This window comes from Arthrobacter sp. 4R501 (assembly GCF_002929755.1).
Classification (GTDB): domain Bacteria; phylum Actinomycetota; class Actinomycetes; order Actinomycetales; family Micrococcaceae; genus Arthrobacter.
Genome location: NZ_PJIW01000023.1, coordinates 42,880 through 61,714, shown reverse-complemented (window position 1 = coordinate 61,714; position 18,835 = coordinate 42,880). Strand labels below are relative to the sequence as shown.

At 62.9% G+C, this 18,835-nt stretch carries 14 protein-coding genes and 1 pseudogene; 9 read left to right on the top strand and 6 right to left on the bottom strand.

From position 1 onward, the window contains the following. Positions 1-19: 19 nt before the first annotated feature. The 3 genes from catC to catA all read right to left on the bottom strand — a co-directional run bounded on the left by catC (position 20) and on the right by catA (position 2,434). A complete protein-coding gene (catC, locus tag CXR02_RS19320; protein ID WP_104063457.1) occupies positions 20-298 on the bottom strand; it encodes a muconolactone Delta-isomerase in 279 nt (92 codons plus the stop codon). A gap of 24 nt (positions 299-322) precedes the next feature. Then, on the bottom strand, positions 323-1,423 hold the full coding sequence (locus CXR02_RS19315) for an enolase C-terminal domain-like protein (protein WP_104063456.1): 1,101 nt from the start codon (positions 1,421-1,423) through the stop codon (positions 323-325). Between the two features lie 126 nt (positions 1,424-1,549). Then, entirely contained in the window at positions 1,550-2,434 is an 885-nt protein-coding gene (gene catA / locus CXR02_RS19310; protein ID WP_181037292.1) for a catechol 1,2-dioxygenase, read from the bottom strand. A gap of 339 nt (positions 2,435-2,773) precedes the next feature. On the opposite strand from catA, the gene benA reads away from it, so the two are divergent. From benA to CXR02_RS19285, 5 genes are all read left to right on the top strand, one after another. Next, entirely contained in the window at positions 2,774-4,156 is a 1,383-nt protein-coding gene (gene benA / locus CXR02_RS19305; RefSeq protein ID WP_104063454.1) for a benzoate 1,2-dioxygenase large subunit, read from the top strand. A 38-nt stretch (positions 4,157-4,194) separates the two neighbouring features. After that, positions 4,195-4,731, top strand: coding sequence for a benzoate 1,2-dioxygenase small subunit (gene benB, locus CXR02_RS19300; protein WP_104063453.1), 537 nt, complete (start codon positions 4,195-4,197; stop codon positions 4,729-4,731). A gap of 89 nt (positions 4,732-4,820) precedes the next feature. Then, the gene (gene benC, locus CXR02_RS19295; RefSeq protein WP_104063452.1) at positions 4,821-6,395 is read left to right on the top strand and encodes a benzoate 1,2-dioxygenase electron transfer component BenC; all 1,575 of its coding nucleotides are present in this window, start codon (positions 4,821-4,823) and stop codon (positions 6,393-6,395) included. Positions 6,396-6,397: 2 nt separating this feature from the next. Further along, the gene (gene benD / locus CXR02_RS19290; protein ID WP_104063451.1) at positions 6,398-7,222 is read left to right on the top strand and encodes a benzoate diol dehydrogenase BenD; all 825 of its coding nucleotides are present in this window, start codon (positions 6,398-6,400) and stop codon (positions 7,220-7,222) included. Next, the gene (locus tag CXR02_RS19285; RefSeq protein ID WP_258061128.1) at positions 7,176-10,115 is read left to right on the top strand and encodes an AAA family ATPase; all 2,940 of its coding nucleotides are present in this window, start codon (positions 7,176-7,178) and stop codon (positions 10,113-10,115) included. Before benD ends, CXR02_RS19285 begins: the two co-directional genes overlap by 47 nt. Before the next feature lie 38 nt (positions 10,116-10,153). On the opposite strand, the gene CXR02_RS19280 is transcribed toward CXR02_RS19285, so the two are convergent. The 3 genes from CXR02_RS19280 to CXR02_RS19270 all read right to left on the bottom strand — a co-directional run bounded on the left by CXR02_RS19280 (position 10,154) and on the right by CXR02_RS19270 (position 13,360). Further along, on the bottom strand, positions 10,154-11,065 hold the full coding sequence (locus CXR02_RS19280) for a LysR substrate-binding domain-containing protein (RefSeq protein WP_104063450.1): 912 nt from the start codon (positions 11,063-11,065) through the stop codon (positions 10,154-10,156). Positions 11,066-11,283: 218 nt separating this feature from the next. After that, on the bottom strand, positions 11,284-12,678 hold the full coding sequence (locus CXR02_RS19275) for an aromatic acid/H+ symport family MFS transporter (RefSeq protein ID WP_104063449.1): 1,395 nt from the start codon (positions 12,676-12,678) through the stop codon (positions 11,284-11,286). A gap of 238 nt (positions 12,679-12,916) precedes the next feature. After that, a complete protein-coding gene (locus tag CXR02_RS19270) occupies positions 12,917-13,360 on the bottom strand; it encodes a helix-turn-helix transcriptional regulator (RefSeq protein ID WP_104063448.1) in 444 nt (147 codons plus the stop codon). 591 nt (positions 13,361-13,951) lie between these two features. Here CXR02_RS19270 and CXR02_RS19260 point away from each other — a divergent pair. From CXR02_RS19260 to CXR02_RS19245, 4 genes and pseudogenes are all read left to right on the top strand, one after another. Continuing rightward, the gene (locus CXR02_RS19260; protein ID WP_104063446.1) at positions 13,952-15,052 is read left to right on the top strand and encodes an NAD(P)-dependent alcohol dehydrogenase; all 1,101 of its coding nucleotides are present in this window, start codon (positions 13,952-13,954) and stop codon (positions 15,050-15,052) included. A gap of 73 nt (positions 15,053-15,125) precedes the next feature. Continuing rightward, positions 15,126-16,601, top strand: coding sequence for an aldehyde dehydrogenase family protein (locus CXR02_RS19255; protein ID WP_104063445.1), 1,476 nt, complete (start codon positions 15,126-15,128; stop codon positions 16,599-16,601). 180 nt (positions 16,602-16,781) lie between these two features. Next, a complete protein-coding gene (locus CXR02_RS19250) occupies positions 16,782-17,480 on the top strand; it encodes a maleylpyruvate isomerase family mycothiol-dependent enzyme (protein ID WP_104063444.1) in 699 nt (232 codons plus the stop codon). A gap of 85 nt (positions 17,481-17,565) precedes the next feature. Beyond that, positions 17,566-18,701: pseudogene (locus CXR02_RS19245) on the top strand (IS701 family transposase). Positions 18,702-18,835: the final 134 nt, after the last annotated feature.

The following is an 18,835-nucleotide window of genomic DNA, read 5'->3' as shown; positions in this document are numbered from 1 at the left end:
CGCAGTGGATACAGATTCCTCAGCGGATGGAGTTGGGATGCTTGGCCAATGGGGTGACTTTGATTTTCATGAAGGGGTACATCGGGAAGCTGCTCAGGATCTGGTGCAGTTCGTCATTGGATTCGACGTCGAACACCGAATAGTTCGCGTACTCGCCGACCACTCGCCAGATGGAGGCAAGGTGGCCGTCCTGTTGCAGGGCCTGGGAATACTCTTTCTCCAACCCCTGCATGCGGGTGACGTCCTCAGCGGAGAGGTGCGCTGGGAATTGCACGTCCATGCGGGCTAAGAACAACATTCTTTTTCCTCCTTGATGGTCGGGCTAGGACAGGCGGTAGGCCGCGAGTTTATCCTCGTCGATCTCTGCTCCGACCCCCGGCAGATCGCGCACGCGGATCGTGCCGTCGATTATCCGGAGTGGATCCGCCAGCAGGTCGTCGGCCATATCGAGGAAGTTCGACAGTTCCCCTGCCCGGCGGCTGGTGGCCTCGTGTGCGGCGCCGAAGGTGACAGTCGCAAGCGAGCCGATCTGGGTGTCGATCTGGTTGCCCATGGTCACATCCACGCCGAGACCGGTGCATAGCCCTAATATCTCGGTGGCCTCGGTGAAGCCGGAACGGGCGGTCTTGATGCAGATGGCGTTGCAGCCACCGGAAAGCAGTTCCCGGGACGCGTCCCCAGCCGTGGGGACGGATTCATCGCCTACCACCGGGATTGGCGATTTGTCGACCAGGCGGCGGCGGCTCAGTGCTTCCTTGGCGTCGCACGGTTCCTCGAGCATGGTCAGCCCGAGCCCCTCAGTCCTCCGGAGCACCTCGAGGGCTTCGTTCGCGGTCCAGCCGCGGTTCGCGTCAAGGTATAGCTCCACGTCCTCACCCAGTCCCTCGCGCAGCACGTGGCAGGCCTCCACGTCCAGTGACAGCGGCCGACGGCCCACTTTCAGCTTGAAGGTGGTGATGCCGTATTGCTCGCCGAAACGCAGGGCCTCGTCGAGGAGCTCCTGCGCTGGCCGGAAGCCGAGCATGTGGCTGACCCGCATGCGGTCGGTGTACCCACCCAATAGCTTGTGCACTGGAGTGCGGAGCGTTTTGCCGATCGCGTCCCACACCGCGATGTCTACGGCGCCTTTCGCCACTTGGTTGTGAATGGTCCGGCGCATTACTGCATGGATCTGCTCCCGGTCCACGATCTCGAGGCCGGTCAGCTGTGGGGCGAAGGTTTTCTCGATGATCGTCCCGATGGACTCTTGTGTCTCGCCGTAGGTATATGGGCGGGGGGGTGCGTCCGCGACTCCTACGACGCCGTCGTCGGTGTGCACACGCACAAGAACGTGGTCGGCGTTTGCCACCTCGCCGCTGGCGAACTTCAGGGGGTGCGTGTACGGGATGGAGTACGGGATCACTTCGATCCGCTCGATCTTCAACGGCTCGGTTCCTTTCGCTTGTGGCAGGCAGTCCAGTGGTGCTGGGAAGAACGGTGCCCCAGGGCTCATTGCCCTGGGGCACCTCATTGGACGGAAATCATGAACCCGACCATGTCAAGGGAGTTCCTACTTGGACTGTCCCACTTTGGCGAGGACGTAGTCATATGAGGCCTCTTCGCCGGCAGCGCCGTCTGTACGCGGTGTGGTGTTGAGCATCAGCTCCGGCTTGACAGCCGAAGCAATGTCGTCCGCATTGTGCGGGTCGCCGGGAAAATAGAGCTGCTGGGTTACAGGCTGGTAGCCGGGCGCTGAGACCTTGATGTGAATGTGGGCCGGGCGCCAGGCGTGCCAGCCCGCAGCACTGATCAGCTGTCCGCAGGCTCCATCAGTGGGAATCTGGTACGGAGCCGGGCGCATGGTGTGGAGAACGAAGCGTCCATTGCTGTCGGCCTGCACGTTGGCGCGGAACAGCCAGTCCGGCAGGCCCGGGGCGTACTGGGAGTAGAAGCCCGCCGAGTCCGCATGCCAAATCTCGAGCTGTGCACCCTGGATCGGGTTGCCGTCGGTGTCGGTGAACCGGCCGCTGAACTGCAACGGAACGCCATCTTCGTCATCACGCATCTCAACCGTGGCGGGCGAATCCAGCACAGGGGAGTCCGGGACGTAATAGGGTCCCTCGATAGTGCCTTTCGTACCGGGCCGGTCCTGGGAGTTGACATCCTCCACGGTGTGCTCAAGCCACACGTCCAGGAACAGCGGCCACTCGCCATCGTTGCCCACCTTGATCAGCCAGGCTTTCAGGGCGTTGTACTCCTCGTAGGTGACTTCGTGTTCGACGACGATGTCGTTAGCTGCTTTGATGAGAGCGCCGGCGAGCAAGCTCACACGCTCCTTGGAAACGCTCGTTCCCGCGAGCTTGCTCGACGCGGTGAAGCGCTCGGTCGCCTTCGAACCGGCCTCCACAGCGGTACCCTCATTTTCCTGGCGGGTGTCCAGCTGATTCTCAGTCATAGTGATCTCCACACTCCTAGATGCATCGGAAACGGGATATGAGCCCGTTCCCCGAAACGCGCCGGCCGCAAGCCGTGCACCCGCAGGTTCGCCGGCTTCACGTGGCGTCCATCTCATGCTAGTTAGCTAATAAGGACGAAACAAGGACTCATATGGCGTTGATTATGTCGCTAAGCGTACATAAAAGAACCCTTGGTCGGCACTAGGGTTTTGCCTGATGTGAGCGCAGTCACCTTGCCGCAGACTGGGTGGGACACATTCATTCCGCCCGAGGGGTTGAGGTGCGGCCGCGCAGTCGCTGCCCGCCTACCCGCACCCTCTCCAAAGAAGGAGCACACCATGACCGAGAATCTGACACGTGTCCGTGGGGTCCTGGCTGACGCCGTCGTCGACGATCGAGAGAACGGCGTTATCCGGGCGAAGCGTGAAATCTTCACCGACCAAGAGATCTTTGAACTGGAGATGAAGCACATCTTCGAGGGCAACTGGGTTTACCTTGCCCATGAATCTCAGATTCCCAACGTGGGGGACTACTTCACCACCTACATTGGCCGGACTCCCGTCGTCCTTACTCGGGACAAGGACGAAAAAATCAACTGCATCGTCAATGCCTGCTCCCACCGTGGCGCCATGCTGTGCAGACGCAAAACCGATAACAGGACCACCTTCACATGTCCTTTCCACGGCTGGACATTCAAGAATTCCGGAGAGCTCCTTAAGGTCAAGGACTCCCGCAATGCCGGCTACCCGGAAACCTTCAATAAGGAGGGCTCGCACGACCTCACCAAGGTAGCCCGCTTCGACTCCTACCGGGGCTTCCTTTTCGGCTCATTGAATGCTGACGTCCTCCCGCTGGAAGAACATTTGGGAGATGCCACCAAGGTAATCGATTCGATTGTGGACCAGTCCCCGGACGGACTCGAAGTCCTGCGCGGGGCTTCCACCTACACCTACGACGGCAACTGGAAGGTCCAGGCGGAAAACGGCGCCGACGGCTACCACGTCACCGCCGTGCACTGGAACTACGCCGCGACGACTGCCCGCCGCACCGCCGGCGATTCCGCCAACAAGACCAAGGCCATGGACGCAGGCAAGTGGGGCAAGGTTAAAGGCGGCTTCTATTCCTACGATCACGGGCACCTGCTGCTGTGGCAGGAGTGGACAAACCCCGAGGACCGTCCCCTGTGGGACCGCCGCGACGAGCTCGTCGAAAAGTATGGCGAGGAGATGGCAAACTTCATGATCAACATCTCACGCAACCTCTGCCTGTACCCGAACGTGTACATCATGGACCAGTTCTCGTCGCAGATCCGTCACTTCCGTCCCATTTCAGCGGACCAGACCGAGGTGACGATCTACTGCATTGCGCCAAAGGGTGAATCCCAGGAAAACCGCTCAAAACGCATCCGCCAGTATGAGGATTTCTTCAACGCAACCGGCATGGCCACGCCGGACGACCTCGAGGAGTTCCGATCCTGCAACAAGACCTACTGGGCCACATCTGCGCCGTGGAACGATATGACGCGCGGCTCCACCCACGAGATTTCCGGTCCTGACGAGCAGGCTACCGCGCTGGGCATGTCGCGGGTGATCGCCTCCGGTGTGCGCACCGAAGACGAGGGGCTCTACCCGATCCAGCACGGGTACTGGAAGGAAGTAATGGATAAGGCCCTCGCCGACGCGGAATCCGTTGCCCAGGAATCCGTCCCGGTCACGGCGTGATTGAGACTTTCAATCCATACAGAGAGTGCTGAAAAACAATGGCCAACCTCATTAACCCCTTAACCGCGCTCAAGAGCGCCGACGAAATCGCGACCCTCGAGACTGTTCGCGCTTTCCTTTACCGGGAAGCCCGGCTACTGGACGACCGCCAGTTCGACGAGTGGCTCCAGTGCTATCACCCGGACTCCGAGTACTGGATGCCGGCGTGGGACGTCGATGACCGGCTCACGGTCGACCCCCAGAATGAGATCTCGCTCATCTATTACGACAACCGTGGCGGCATCGAGGACCGGGTATTCCGGATCAAGACGGACCGCTCCTCCGCTACATCCCTCCCTGAGCCGCGCACCGGTCACAACATCACGGACGTTGAAGTCCTGGAGCACGACGGCGGCCAGGTCAAGGTCCGCTTCAACTGGTTCACCCTGTACTTCCGGTACAACACCACCGACACGTATTTCGGCACGAGCTTCTACACCATCGACCTCTCCGGCGAGCAGCCGGTGATCCTGAAAAAGAAGGTTGTACTGAAGAACGACTACATCCACCACGTGGTGGATGTCTACATGATCTGACGGCAGCCCGCCGCCAAATCTGCTCGTAAGAGATAACCGCACTAACTTTCCGGGGGTTGCGAGGATGCGACCCCCAACCAGGAGGAATCATGGGCCATCAGGTAGCCCTCAGTTTCGAAGATGGCGTCACCAAAGTCATCAAAGTCGGCGACTACGAGACCGTCATGGACGCGGCCTACAAGGCACGCATCAACATCCCCTCAGACTGTCGGGATGGCGCTTGCGGCACGTGCAAGGCGTTTTGCGACTCCGGCTCTTTCGACCCCGGGGACTATATCGACGACGCCATGACCGAAGAGGAGCTTGAGAAGGGCTACCTCCTTACCTGCCAGGCCGTTCCGGAATCGGACCTCGCCATCCAGATCCCGGCCACTTCCGAATCCGCGAAAACCTCAGCTGCCACTTTTACTTCCACGCTGAAGGTACTCGACAAGCACTCGGAGTCCACCATCTCCTTCGCTCTGGAGATGCAGAACCGGGAAGCACTGGCTTTCCTGCCCGGCCAGTACGTCAACATCAGGGTCCCGGGCACCGACGCGGAGCGCTCGTACTCGTTCAGCAACGGCCCCGAAGGGATGGATGCGTCCTTCATGGTGCGCATCACCCCGCAGGGCGCGATGTCCGAGTACCTGCGTGACCGCGCGGCAGTAGGTGACACCATCGAGTTCACAGGCCCTTACGGCTCCTTCTTCCTTCGCGAGCCCAAGCGCCCCCTGCTCCTGCTGGCAGGCGGCACCGGCCTGGCCCCGCTCCTGTCCATTCTGGAGAAGTTATCCGAGAACCCCCCGGCCACGCCGGTCCACCTGATTTATGGCGTCTCCCGTGAAGCCGACATCGTGGGACTCGATTGGCTACACACCTACGAAGCGAAGTTGCCGACCTTCACCTGGGATTACATTGCCTCCGAGGCGGATACCTCTGCCCCGCACACGGGATACGTCACGCAGATCATCCAGCCGTCCCACCTCAACGATGGCGACGTCGATGTCTACCTTTGCGGACCGCCGCCCATGGTCAATGCCGTCTCCAAGTGGCTGGACACCGAGGGCATGCAGCCAGCCAACTTCTACTTTGAACGGTTCGCCCCCAAGGAAACCACCGGCGGGGACGCCGAGACGGGCGCGCCCGCCTCCGCGGAGAAGGTGGAGACCGCAGGCGACACTATTAGCCGCGTGGAAGCCATTTCATCCATGGAGACCGGCCGGCTCGAGTTCCGTAAGGAAGACAGTTTCGCGCACCTGGACGCCCGCATGGGCCTTGAACTTGCCGTGACCGAGCTGATGTTGGGCCGCCTTAGCAAAGAGCAGTTGCACCAGTTCCGTCGTCTTGCCGAAGCGACTACCCGGGCGGTGGACGCCGGAAGGGTTCTCGACCCGGAAGAGTATGTCAGGACCAATGAAGAGTTCCACGAGTACCTTTTCATGATCTCCGACAACCCCATGCTGCTGGAGTCCTACCGTCGGCTCGACGTCCACGCCCAAATGGCAGCCACTTTTGCAGAGGGCACGCATATCTTTGACCGGGTCGCCCAGGACCACCTGGATGTCGTTGGCGCGTTTGAGCGCGGCGATAAGGAGCGGGCCCGGGAAGTGATCATGGCTCACGCCCGCGATGCAAAGGGCACCATGGCCGAAGCGATCGACGCCACGGTCAAGGGCTTCTGACGGTGGCGGCGTACTCAGGACAGTTCATCACGCCCGGCCGCTTCGCCGGCAAAGTGGCACTGGTCACCGGCGCGGCCCAGGGAATCGGGCAGAAGGTCGCGGAGAGGATCGGGGCTGAAGGAGGCTCGGTGGTCCTGGTTGACCGCGCCAACATTGTGCAGGACGTTGCCAAGGGAATCCAGGAGGCCGCCCAGGAGTCTGGCTGCGGCGGGTCAGCCAGCTCCGTCACGGCGGACCTGGAAAGCTTCGCCGGAGCAGCACAGGCAGTGAACGCGGCCTTGGCCCTCCACGGAAGGGTTGACGTGCTCGTCAATAACGTGGGAGGAACCATTTGGGCCCGCCCTTTCGAAGAATACGACGAGGAGAAGATTGAGCGGGAGATCCGCCGTTCGCTGTTCCCCACCCTGTGGTCCTGCCGCGCAGTCCTCCCTGCGATGCTCGCCCAGGAATCGGGCACCATCGTCAACGTCTCCTCAGTGGCCACCCGCGGAATGCACCGCGTCCCCTACGCCGCAGCGAAGGGCGGTGTCAACGCCCTGACCCAGTCCCTGGCCATGGAGGTTGCCGGGCGCGGCATCCGCGTAGTTGCTACCGCCCCGGGCGGCACCGAAGCTCCGCCACGAAAGGTCAAGCGCGGACCGGAAGCCGAGTCAACTACCGAAAAGGCGTGGTACCAGACCATTGTGGACCAGACCGTTGAATCATCGTTTTTGAAGCGGTACGGCACACTGGACGAACAGGCTGCGCCGATCGTATTCCTAGCCTCCGACGAAGCATCCTATGTCACTGGCAGCATCCTTCCGGTGGCAGGCGGAGACCTGGGCTGAGCCTGCTGTGACTGAAACCCGCTGGCGTGGCCGCGACGCGCGGTCGAGTAAGCTTGCCAGCATGATTCCGGGCCACCACCACGGCAACCCCGAGGAGGGCCTGGCGCTGCTCGGCCATGCCGAGGTCTTCGAGGAGTTACTGGAAAGCCTCCGCGCTGTGCGTAAAGGCAACGTGCGTACGGTGGTACTCAGCGGCCCCCGGGGATCCGGGAAGACAGCGGTGTTGGACCTTTTCCTGGAGCACTGCCGTGGCGTCGCGCGTGGCGTGCGGGTGCTGTCCGCCACGGGCGATGAATGGGAAGCGCAGCTCCCGCTCGCCGGCTACTCCCAGCTCATGGTCACCCCGCCGCTGCGCTCGGCAAAGGACCCTGGCAGAGGAAACGGCCGTTCCGCGGACCTGGGCGGCATACTCAACCCCGCCCAGGCCGCCAACTATGCGTCCACTCTGGGTGCACACCTCGACGGGCTTCAATTGCACGGGAGCGTGGTGGTTGCCGTTGACGACGTTCAGCATCTGGACGCAGAAACTCTCCACGTCCTCGTCTTCGTCATGCGCCGGCTGCGCAGCAAAAGAGTCCTGTTCCTGGTCACCCTGGATCCCGCTCAGGCCCGGCTGGTGCCAGCCGGTGTATTGGCCTTCCTCACTGGGCATCAGGTTTCCCGTCTTCCACTGGATCCCCTGTCACCGCACCGGGTCCAGGAGCTCGCACGACGGTGGTTTGGCATCGACCTGAACGCGACGGCCGCCCACGAGATCGTGCGGCATACCGGAGGCTGGCCCCAGCCAGTTGTCGAACTTCTGGGCGAGCTTCCTCCGGAAACCTGGCAGACATGGTTCTCGTCCCTGCCTCCGAGTTCACGTGTGAGAGCCCAGGTGCGCAGTCTCCTCGAAGCCGCGTCCCCCGACCTGGTAGCTGTGGCTGAGGCCACGTCCGTGCTCGGCCGCAATGCCGGGGTGGCTGAGGTTGCCCGTGTCAGTGGGGTCGAATCCGTGATGGATGCCCTCGACGAGGGCCACCGGGCCGGACTGCTGGGCCTGTCTGTGGACCAGGCCCACTCGCTGGTGAAATTCTTCGAAACGGGAACGACCGAGTCCGTCTACGAGCAGATTGCACCCAGCCGGCGCATTCGCCTGCACCGCGCGGCTGCGGACTCGGTGCAGAATGAGGGCGACCGCCTGGGTCACCGGGTGGCGGCTACCCCGGGACCGGACGAGGCTCTGGCCGCGGAGCTTGAGGAGTACGCCCGGCAACAGGCCCTCGTAGGTGCCTGGCACGATGTCTCGACCGCACTGTTTTCTGCGTCCCGGCTCTCGGGTGACATCCGCGTCGGCAACGATCGCCAACTGAGAGCTGTAGATGCCCTCGTGGGGTCCGGCAACATTGCCCAGGCACAGATGTGGGCCGCCGCCGTCGACGCCATGGCGCCTTCGCCGCTGCGTTCCTCCGTTCTTGGCTACCTGTCCACTGCGTCCGGACAGAACCACAGCGCCCAAACCCAGTTGGAAATGGCCTGGCGAACAAGCAACCCGCAACGGGACCCGACGGCCGCCGCGCAGGTGGCCCAACGCTTGGTCCTGCACGGGGTGGCCTCCTGGGATGGCCCTGTCATCACCCGTTGGGCGGAGCAGGCCATGTCACTGACACAGGCAGGTACGCCTGCCCACATCGAATCTGAAGCCATCTACGGACTGGGACTTTACGCCCAAGGCAGGCTGTCTGAAGCCGAGGCCTCCTATCGCCGGGCTTTCGAACATGCGTCCGAGAACGCCCAAAAGCAACGCGTTCAGATGGGTGCCGGATGGCTGGCCCTGCGACTGGATGACGCAGAGACAGCGCTTGTAAATTTCGAAGCCGCTGCCCCGACTGAATTCCGCGGCGGCTCGTTGCGGATTTCGCTGTGGGCAGAGGCGTGGTTGGCCCGCACCCAGCTTGTGCTCGGCAACTGGGACGCGGCCGCAGCCACGGTTGCACGCGCCTCGGTGCGGCTCGAGACCTCCCGGATGCCGCTGATCCGCCCCTTACTGTATTGGACCGCCGCCGAACTGTGGTCCATGCGTGGGGATTGGGACCGTGCACGGTACTACGTGTCCCAAGCGGCGGTGCAGCCGGGCACCTATCGCGCCATGCAGGTCCCTGCCAGCCTGGCCCGGGCACGCTTCCATGAGGCACGGGCGGACTACGAAAGCGCATTGGCTGTGCTGCAGCCACTGACGGAGCTGGACCCCTGGACAGAGAACAGGGTGTCGTTTTGGCCGTGGCAGGACTCCTACGTTAACGCCCTGGTCATGACCGACCAGTTGGATGTGGCCGACGCTTTCCTTACCGCCTTCGAGAAGGTGCCGCGGGAGCGGGCCGTGCCGTCAGATCTGGCAAGAATGGCGTGGGCGCGGGGCCGGCTCGTTGCCGCGCAGGGGGATCCAGACATAGCCCGGGAGCATTTCGAGACGGCGCTGGGGCATCTGCGAGGGCACAACCGGCCATATCTGCGGGCCCGGGTGAGCTTTGCCTTCGGGCAAAGCATGCGACGCGCCGGAAAAAGGCGCCTTGCATCCTCCGTGCTGCGCGTAGCCAGGGATCTCTATGATTCCCTGGGCGCTGCCACGTACGTCGACAGATGCGATCGGGAGCTGAAGGCGACAGGCCTTGACGTCGGCAACATGCCCGATCCATCTGACGCCGTGCTCGTAGCCGTGACAGGACCGCAGGTCCAGCTCACGGCCCAGGAGCAGGCAGTGGCGGAACTCGTGGCGGCCGGGGCCACCAACAAAGAGGCTGCCCGTGCACTGTTCCTGGCCGACAAGACTGTCCAGTACCACCTGACCCGCATCTATGGGAAGTTCGGGATCCGCTCCCGCAGCGAACTGGCCGCACGTTTCCGCCCCACGGACTGAGGCGCAGGCCACATGGCATCGAACCGGCCCCTCCCCTATCAGGATCCGGGAGGGCTGGGAGTACGGTTGGGCAAGTTCTTGGTGGCCGTGCCCACGACATCCAGAAAGCTCTGGAGCAGTGATGACCGGTCCTCACGCCGCCAGGCTACGGCCAGCTCCACCTCGGGGGCCTGTTCGATGTCACGGTAAACGACCCCCTCGAGCTGCAAGGCACGCACGCTCGCTGGAATGACGGCAACGCCAGTTCCGGCTGCCACAAAGGAGAGCATTGTGGACGTCTCACTGATTACTTGGGTGATACGAGGCTGGAAACCTGCCTTGCGGCAGAGAGCTGCTGTGGTCCGGTAGAGCGCGGACTCCGGCGGGTAGGAGATGAATTCCTGGTCCTGGAGTTCGTGTACGGCCACTGGCCGGTCCATGGCCAGGGCGCTGAAGGACGGCAACGCCACGATCAGCGGCTCCCGCGTCACGATGCGGTATTCGATCTCCTGGGAGGCAATAGGTGGGCGCAACAGGGCCGCATCCAACGTGCCATCCCTCAGGCCGGCCTCCATGGCCGGGGTGAGCATCTCGCCGTGCAGATTCAGCGACAGCCCAGGGAGTGCCTGCTTGGCGCGTCGTACGATCGGGGGCATAACACCGTAGGTCGCTGAGCCGGAGAAGCCCACGCGCAGAACGCCGGATGCGCCTTGCCCGACCTGATATACATCTGCCCGGAGTGTTCCGACCGCATTAACGATCTGCCGTCCCCGGTCCAGCAGCGCCTGCCCGGCGGCCGTAAGTTCCACCCTGCGGGTGGTGCGGTTCAGCAAGCGCACACCCAATTGCTCTTCCAGCTGCCGGATTTGCTGGGACAAAGGTGGCTGGGCCATATGCAGGCGTTTGGCCGCACGGCCGAAGTGGCGCTCCTCCGCAACGGCAATAAAGTAGTTGAGCTGCCTGATCTCCATTGGTTAAGCCATCCCTCCGTGAGGCGCCTCAGGTTAGGCGCCCACCCTATTGATTCCCTAATCAAGTATAAAGCCGACCACTCTTGTGTTCATTTGACATAATGGCATGCGAGGTACGCCTGCCCAGCACAACAGCAGCGGAGAGGGTGCCCAGGCATGGCCTGGGCACCCTCTCCGTGGATTTCGACCCGTTTATGGCAGTGGCCGGCTGCGCAGGATCAGAGGCGGACCGGGGGAGTGGTGACGCTGAGGTCCTCTTCCACGGAGTGCTCAACGATTTCCTCGGCCCTGTGCCCAGCTTCTTCCAGCTTCCGCTGACGGGGGACCAAGACCGTGACGATTGCACCCAGCAGGGCGACGCCGCCGTAGATGTAAAACGCGGTGGCGCCGCCGATTCCCGCAGCCGCCAGCCAGCCGCCGATGATTGGTCCGAGAATGCCGCCCAGGCGGCCCACGCTGGCACACCAGGCCACACCGGCTGCCCTGGCGTTGGTGGTGAAGTAGTTGGACTGGAAACCGTAAACCAGCACCTGGGTGCCGAGGGTGCCCACTCCGGCGATGGCGATGCACAGGAACAACATCGGCAGGGGGAAGCCGAAGGTCATCAGCACCAGTGAGATAGTGGCCAGTACAAAGGTGCTCGCGATGACCCGCTGGGGACCAGCCTTGTCAGCGTAGCGCGAGAGCAGCAGACCTCCCGCCACCGCGCCGAGGTTCAACGCCAAGGGGAAGAACAGTGCGTATGTCCGCCCGTAGCCGTATCCCTCCATGATTTTCGGCAGCCACGTGTTCAAGCCGTAGGTCAGCAGCAGGCCGGAGAATGACATCAAGCCCAGAAGTACGGACGCCACCGCGAACTGTTTGGAAAAGACGGCCGCGAAACCGGTCTTCTGCGGGGCTGCGCCTATCTGCCGAATGACCTGTTCTTCAATGAGCGAAACGCCGGTCCGCTGCGAAGCAGCCAGGGCCTCATCCTCACGGCCTCGAGCCAGCAGCCAGCGGGGGGACTCCGGTAGCTTGAACCATGCGATGGGCACGAGCAGGACGAGGGGGAGGGCTCCGATCATGAAGAGTCCGCGCCAGCCAATGTTATTAAGGAGCAGTATGCCCATGACGGAGGCGAACACACCGCCAGCCGGGACGCCGGAATAGACGATCGCGTTGTAGAACTGTCGCCGGCCGGCCGGCGCGAACTCTGCCATCGTCGCGCCTGCGGTGGCAATGACGACACCGAGGCCCACGCCCGTGATGAAACGCAAAGCGCCGAAAGACGCCACGGATGTGGTCAGCGCCGTGACGAACATCCCCACCGAGAACCAGGCGATGCCCAGGAGCATGAGACGGCGGCGGCCGAAGAAGTCGCCGACCGCGCCGCAGATCAATGATCCGACCAACACGCCAACGAGCGCCCACGAGCCCAAGAGGCCGGCGGTAGCGGCATCGAAGGCGCCAATCTGGCTCGGGTCGGCGAGCAGTCCCGGAAGGACGGTGCCGTACACAACAAGGTCGTAGCCATCGAACAACAATGCGGTGCAGATGACGAAGGCCACCCAGTTTGCGGTGCGCGCCTCTTTGCGCGGGTCTTCGGCGATGACGGTGTGGAGCGTAGCCATATGCCTGTCCTCTCTGACGGAGCATGGAAGTAATGCCGTGGGGTGAATCTGCGTCCCTTGGCTTTGCTCCAGTGTTCCAGAGGTGTGACGCCCGCCATATGCGGCAAATACCCGGGATTAGGCCGGGGGGCAATCCATACATTTAAGATATCAATCAGACGCGACTATGCGCATCTTGAAATAAGTAGGAGCTAGTGCCTGTGAAGGAATCCGCCTACAGCGAGGATGCGTGAGTGGGTTAGGTTTCCGTTGCAGAGGATTTGCGGAACTCCGACGGCCCCATGCCAAACTCGGACTTGAAAGCTTTGGCGAGCCACTGGGCGTCATGGATGCACCATCTCGCTGCTACTTCGGCGATGGTGAGATGGGCAGTGCGGTGGTCAGCAAGGTCGCGACGGACGGACTGCAGGCGACTCTTGCGGATCAGCCCGGTCAGACCCGTGCCGCTTCCTGCCAACAGCCGCTGGACCGTCCGCACGGAGACGTGGTGCGAGGAAGCGATCTGCTTCAGGCCTAGGTTCGGGTCCTGCAGGTTTCGATCGACATAAGACTCGATTTCATGCCGGAGGAACTCGGCCATGTCCCCGGTGGAGGGTTTATAAGCCTGCAGAACCACACTGGCCAGCAGTGCTTCACCGGCGGTGGCCAGGTGGTTCCAAGCTGCCGGCGCGGGGACAGTCATGGAAATGCAGGCGCTGATGAACTGTGCCAGCACCGTCCCCGGGCGCGACGGTCAGCTCACGTCCGGACTGCTCGATGATGCAGCGCCCGCGGCGCATTGCGCACACCTTGAGTAACTCCGCCGGCGACTGGCGTACTGCACGGGGTGATCGGACGAGTTGCTGTGGGGTGCCCGAGACTCCATATATTCCGACCTGGCCCAGCTCCTTCGCCGCCAGCGCACCGGAAACCTGCCCAGCGGAATTCCCAAGAGCCACTACCTCAAGCCCGCCGAACGTCGACTCCATGTCGTGATACCACGCGTCAGCTATCAAACCCACCGTCATGCACGGCACCTCCTTGTGTGCGGCGAGGATGGCGTCAACCGACAACCTGCATGTCGCCTGGGGACAACCCCGCCCGTTGTGCTAGGTGTCACAGTATAGGCACCGGTCCGGATGCACGGTCTCTCCGCGGCAACGAACGCTTGACGACTGCAAGGCCCAGCGTTGGGTCCTTGGCCCCGAAAGCCGCTCACCGCCGTGGACCCCATACCGTGTGCCGCAAGTGTCAGCTTCCGCCAATTCAAGCCTTACCCTGAGGAGCCATTCCAATGAAGGTCACTGCTGCCCTCGCTACCGCGCCCAAAGCCCCTTTCGAGATCGTCCAACTCTCCCTGGATGAGCCCCGCCCCGACGAGGTCAGGGTGAAGCTCGTCGCAACCGGCGTCTGTCACACCGACGCGATCGTCCGCGACCAGGTATACCCCACGCCCTTGCCGGCGGTTCTCGGGCATGAGGGAGCAGGAATAGTCGAGGCGGTCGGCTCCCTGGTGACCTCTGTCGCCGTCGGGGACTCTGTGGTTCTTTCCGCCAATTCCTGTGGAGTATGCGGGCAGTGCCTGACAGGACGGCCCGCGTACTGCAGCGAATTTTTCGGCCGCAACTTTTCCGGTTCCCGCCCCGACGGTTCCACGGCCCTGACCGACGGCGATTCCGCAGGCTCCTCACACTTTTTCGGCCAATCGTCTTTCGCGACGCACGTCAACGTTGCTGTCCGCAGCGTCGTGAAGGTAGACGGGAACCTTCCGCTGGAGTTACTCGGCCCCCTCGGCTGCGGCCTCCAGACAGGGGCCGGTGCGGTAATCAACTCATTGGACGTACGCCCGGGTTCCAGCATTGTTGTCCTCGGCACCGGCGCCGTTGGCTGCGCGGCAATCATGGCCGCCGCGGCTGTGGGTGCGACAACCATTGTTGCGGTCGACATCGTCGAGTCCCGGCTGGCCACAGCAAAGGACCTGGGGGCCACCCACGCCATCAACAGCCGCTTCACGGACGTGGCAGCAGAGATAGCGCAGATCGCCGGTGGGCGCGGCGTCGACTATGCCCTGGACACCACGGGTATTCCCGCCGTCCTGCGGCAGGCTGCCGACATCCTGGGGACCGGTGGAACGGTGGCTCTCGTCGGGGCGCCGGCCCCAGGCACAGAGGTGTCCTTCGAAGTTGGTGCTTCGTTACTCAAAGGGTGGCACTTCCGCACCATTATCGAAGGAGATTCCGTGCCCCAGGTCTTAATCCCCCGGCTCATCCGACTCTGGCAGCAAGGAAAGTTCCCGCTGGAAAAGTTGACCAAAACCTTTGCGTTTGCCGACATCAACGACGCTTTCGACGCTTCCGAATCCGGCGAAGTCATCAAGCCTGTCCTGGTCTTCTGACCAGCGGCGGACCCAAACCGGGGACCGCTCCGATGCCATTTCTCCCAACTACGACCCTCCCAGGAGCAAAACCATGACAACAACCACCTTGGAAATCACGGCGACGTTTGCCGGCCTGCCCGTCACCCAGCAGTTCATCGGCGGAACGTGGCGTGAGGGCAGGTCCGAGAAGACTCTGACAGTCACCAACCCGTACGACGACTCGGTGCTGGCTTCAATCCGCCAGGCCAACAAGCAGGACATGGACGAGGCCTACAGGGCTGCCGAAGCGGCACAAAAGGAGTGGGCCGCCCAGCCTCCGGCCGCCCGACGCCAGGTAATCCTTCGGGCAGCCCAGATCCTGGAGGAGCGTCGCGAGGAAATAGTGGATTGGCTCATCAAAGAGTCCGGCTCCACAGTGGGCAAGGCCCAGGTAGAGGTCTCCCTGGCCGCCGGGATTACCCTGGAGGCGTCCTCCTTCCCCACCCGGGTTCACGGCCGCATTGTTGAGTCCAACACGCCCGGCAAAGAGTTGCGCGTCTACCGCCGCCCCATCGGCGTAGTCGGCGTCATCAGCCCGTGGAATTTTCCGCTCCACCTCTCTGAGCGTTCAGTAGCTCCGGCCCTGGCCTCGGGCAATGCCGTAGTCATTAAACCGGCCAGTGACACACCAGTTACAGGCGGGCTTATCTTCGCGAGAGTATTTGAGGAAGCGGGACTGCCACCCGGCGTGCTGAACGTGGTGGTGGGCGCCGGATCCGAGATCGGCGACGACTTCGTCACGCATCCCGTCCCCGGGCTGATCTCCTTCACGGGGTCGACGCCGATCGGGCAGAACGTTGGCAAACTTGCCGCCGGTGGAGAGCACCTCAAGCAGGTAGCCTTGGAACTCGGCGGCAACGCGCCCCTGGTGGTCCTTGCCGATGCGAACCTGGAAGCTGCGGTCGAAGCTGCCGTGTTGGGCAAGTTCCTGCACCAGGGACAGATCTGCATGGCCGTCAACCGCATCATTGTCGAGGCCCCGCTTTACGATGAATTCGTGGCGCGCTTCACCGCCGCGGCCTCGGGCGTCCCCTTCGGCGACCCCTCTTCACCGCAGACCCTGGTTGGCCCGGTCGTTAACGACAGCCAGCTTGAAGGGCTGAAAACGAAAATCGCAACAGCCAAGGCTGAGGGCGCCCGCACCGTCCTTGAAGGCGAAATCACAGGCCGGGTCGTGCCGCCGCACGTGTTCGCCGACGTCAGTCCCGACATGGAGATTGCCCGCGAGGAGATCTTTGGACCTTTGGTGGGCATCATCAAGGCCAACGACGAAGCCCACGCACTGGAATTGGCCAACGCCACCGAATTCGGACTTTCCAGTTCCGTGTTCACCCAGGACCTCGATCGCGGCGTGCAGTTCGGCCTCGGCATCAAGGCCGGCATGACGCATATCAATGAGATGCCGGTCCACGACGAATCGCACGTACCTTTCGGCGGCGAAGGTAACTCCGGACTGGGCCGGTTCAACGGCGACTGGGCCATTGCTGAATTCACCACCGACCACACGGTCGGAGTCAAGCGCCTCTAACGCAGGTTGCCCCGCCGATTTACGCTTATACGTGCCTCGGCGGGGCACTTCCGTTTCCATCGTGCCGCCATCAGCCATCAGCCACCAGCCATCACGAACCGTCTGGATCGGTACGATTTCAGTATGAATCAGCGGCCCGGATTGCCAGCCGGCATCCAGGCCAATGGATAAGGTGAATTCATGATCAATCCCGCACGCCTGCACTCGGACCTGTCTCGCCTCGGCCGGGAGACCGACATGTTCATGGCCACCGTAGAGTCTCTGTCCGACGACGAAATGACAGCTCCGTCCTTGTGCAGGGATTGGACCCGGGCAGATGTCATCGCCCACATCGCCTCAAACGGCAAGGCCTTGGTCAAGCTCATTGACTGGGCAACCTCCGGCGAAGAGCAAGAACTTTATGCCTCGCAGGAGGCCCGCGCCCAGGAGATAGCCGAGCTGGCAAGCCTGCCCCGCCAGGAACTGCTGGGCAAAGTCCGCCAGTCCTCCACCCATTTCGCGGAACAGGCCCTTCGGCTGGGCGGGGAGATCGCTGTCGAGGAGGTGCATTTGCACGGCAAGCAGATTCCCGCAACGTCCATTGTGGCGTTGCGTATCGCCGAGGTCGTGGTGCACCATCACGACCTCGACACCGCCTGGACCATAGAGGAAGCGGACCCGGACTCGGTACTCAACGCCTTGGAAGCCGCCGTGCGCACGATGCGCGCCCAAGGGGCGCCGGGGATGACGCTCGTGACGGAGGAACGCGACGAGTGGGTGATCGGCGACGGCGCCCTGCGCGTCTCGTCCGACCGCGAGGGATTGCTCGAATGGCTGGCCCGCGGTGTAAGCGACAACGTCGAGGCTGACGGCCCGCTGCCGATACTGCCGTCCTGGTAAGCGCCCTCTCCTGCGGGCCCATCTTCAGCTCGCCAGCTTTCGCCAGGGAACCTGTTAATCGTTGGTGGTGAGTGATGATATTTGTATGGCGGATGTAGAAAAATGGGCTGAAGGTCTGGAGGAAATTGGTGAACTGATCGGGTGCCGGTTTGTCCGTTCCGAACCCCGCAACAACGCTGTGGGGTACGTGCCTGGCCTGCTGTCAGATGAGGAGCGGAAGAACTCCTGGACGCTGTCCGAGCGGGCCGGGCACGGCACTCCGGACGGCATGCAGCGACTGCTCTCGACGACCGGCTGGGATCCGGATGCGGTGCGGGATGACCTGTTCAGCTACGTCAACCGCCACCTGGGCGATCCCGACGGCGTGCTGATCATTTACGAGACCGGATTCCTCAAGAAAGGCACCGCTTCAGCCGGGGTCGGACGCCAGTATTCGGGTACGGCCGGTCGGGTCGAGAACTGCCAGATCGGGGTGTTTCTGACGCACTCCACTCCGGCCGGGCGGAGCCTGCTGGACAGAGAACTCTACCTACCCAAAACCTGGACCGACGACCGGGAACGGTGCACCCGGGCAGGGGTTCCCAACGACCGGGAATTCGCCACCAAGCCGGCGCTGGCCGCAGACATGATCGACGGGCCCTGGCTGCCGGGATCCCGGTCCGTTGGGCCACCGGCGACGCGGTCTAAGGCCAGCACCCGGGGTTGCGCCGCCGCCTGGAAAAGGCGGGCCTGCACTATGTGCTGGCCGTGCCGATGAACCAAAACATTATCGCCCCCACCGCCGGGATCGGCGAACAATGGCGCGCCGATAAACTCATCGCCTCCCTGCGCGCAAACTCCTGGCGGACCCGCACCGCCGGGGCCGGAACCAAGGGCGACTGCCTTTACTCCTGGGCGCGGACCCGGATCAGCGGTCCCGCAGAAACCGGGGAACACTGGCTGCTTGCCCGCGGCTCCCTGAAAGACCCGACCGATCTGGCGTACTACATCTGCCATGGCCCCAACCGGGTCTCGCTGGCCGAGCTGGTCCGGATCGCCGGCGCCCGCTGGGCGATCGAAGAAACTTTCCAAACCTCCAATGGCGAAACCGGACTGGACCACTACTAGGTCCGCCAATACACCGGCTGGTACCGGCACATCACCCTCTCCATGTTCGCCCAGGCCTTCCTGGCCGTGATCCGCTCCAAAAAAGGGGCGCAACTACCGGAGACGCGGAACTGATCCGGCTCTCGCTACCCGAGATCAGACGGCTGCTCGTCCGGCTCGTCTGGCACAGAACCACCAGCCCCAAAACACGTCCTGGAACACTCACCCTGGCGACGAAAACACCAACACCGCGCCCGGCATCGGCACTA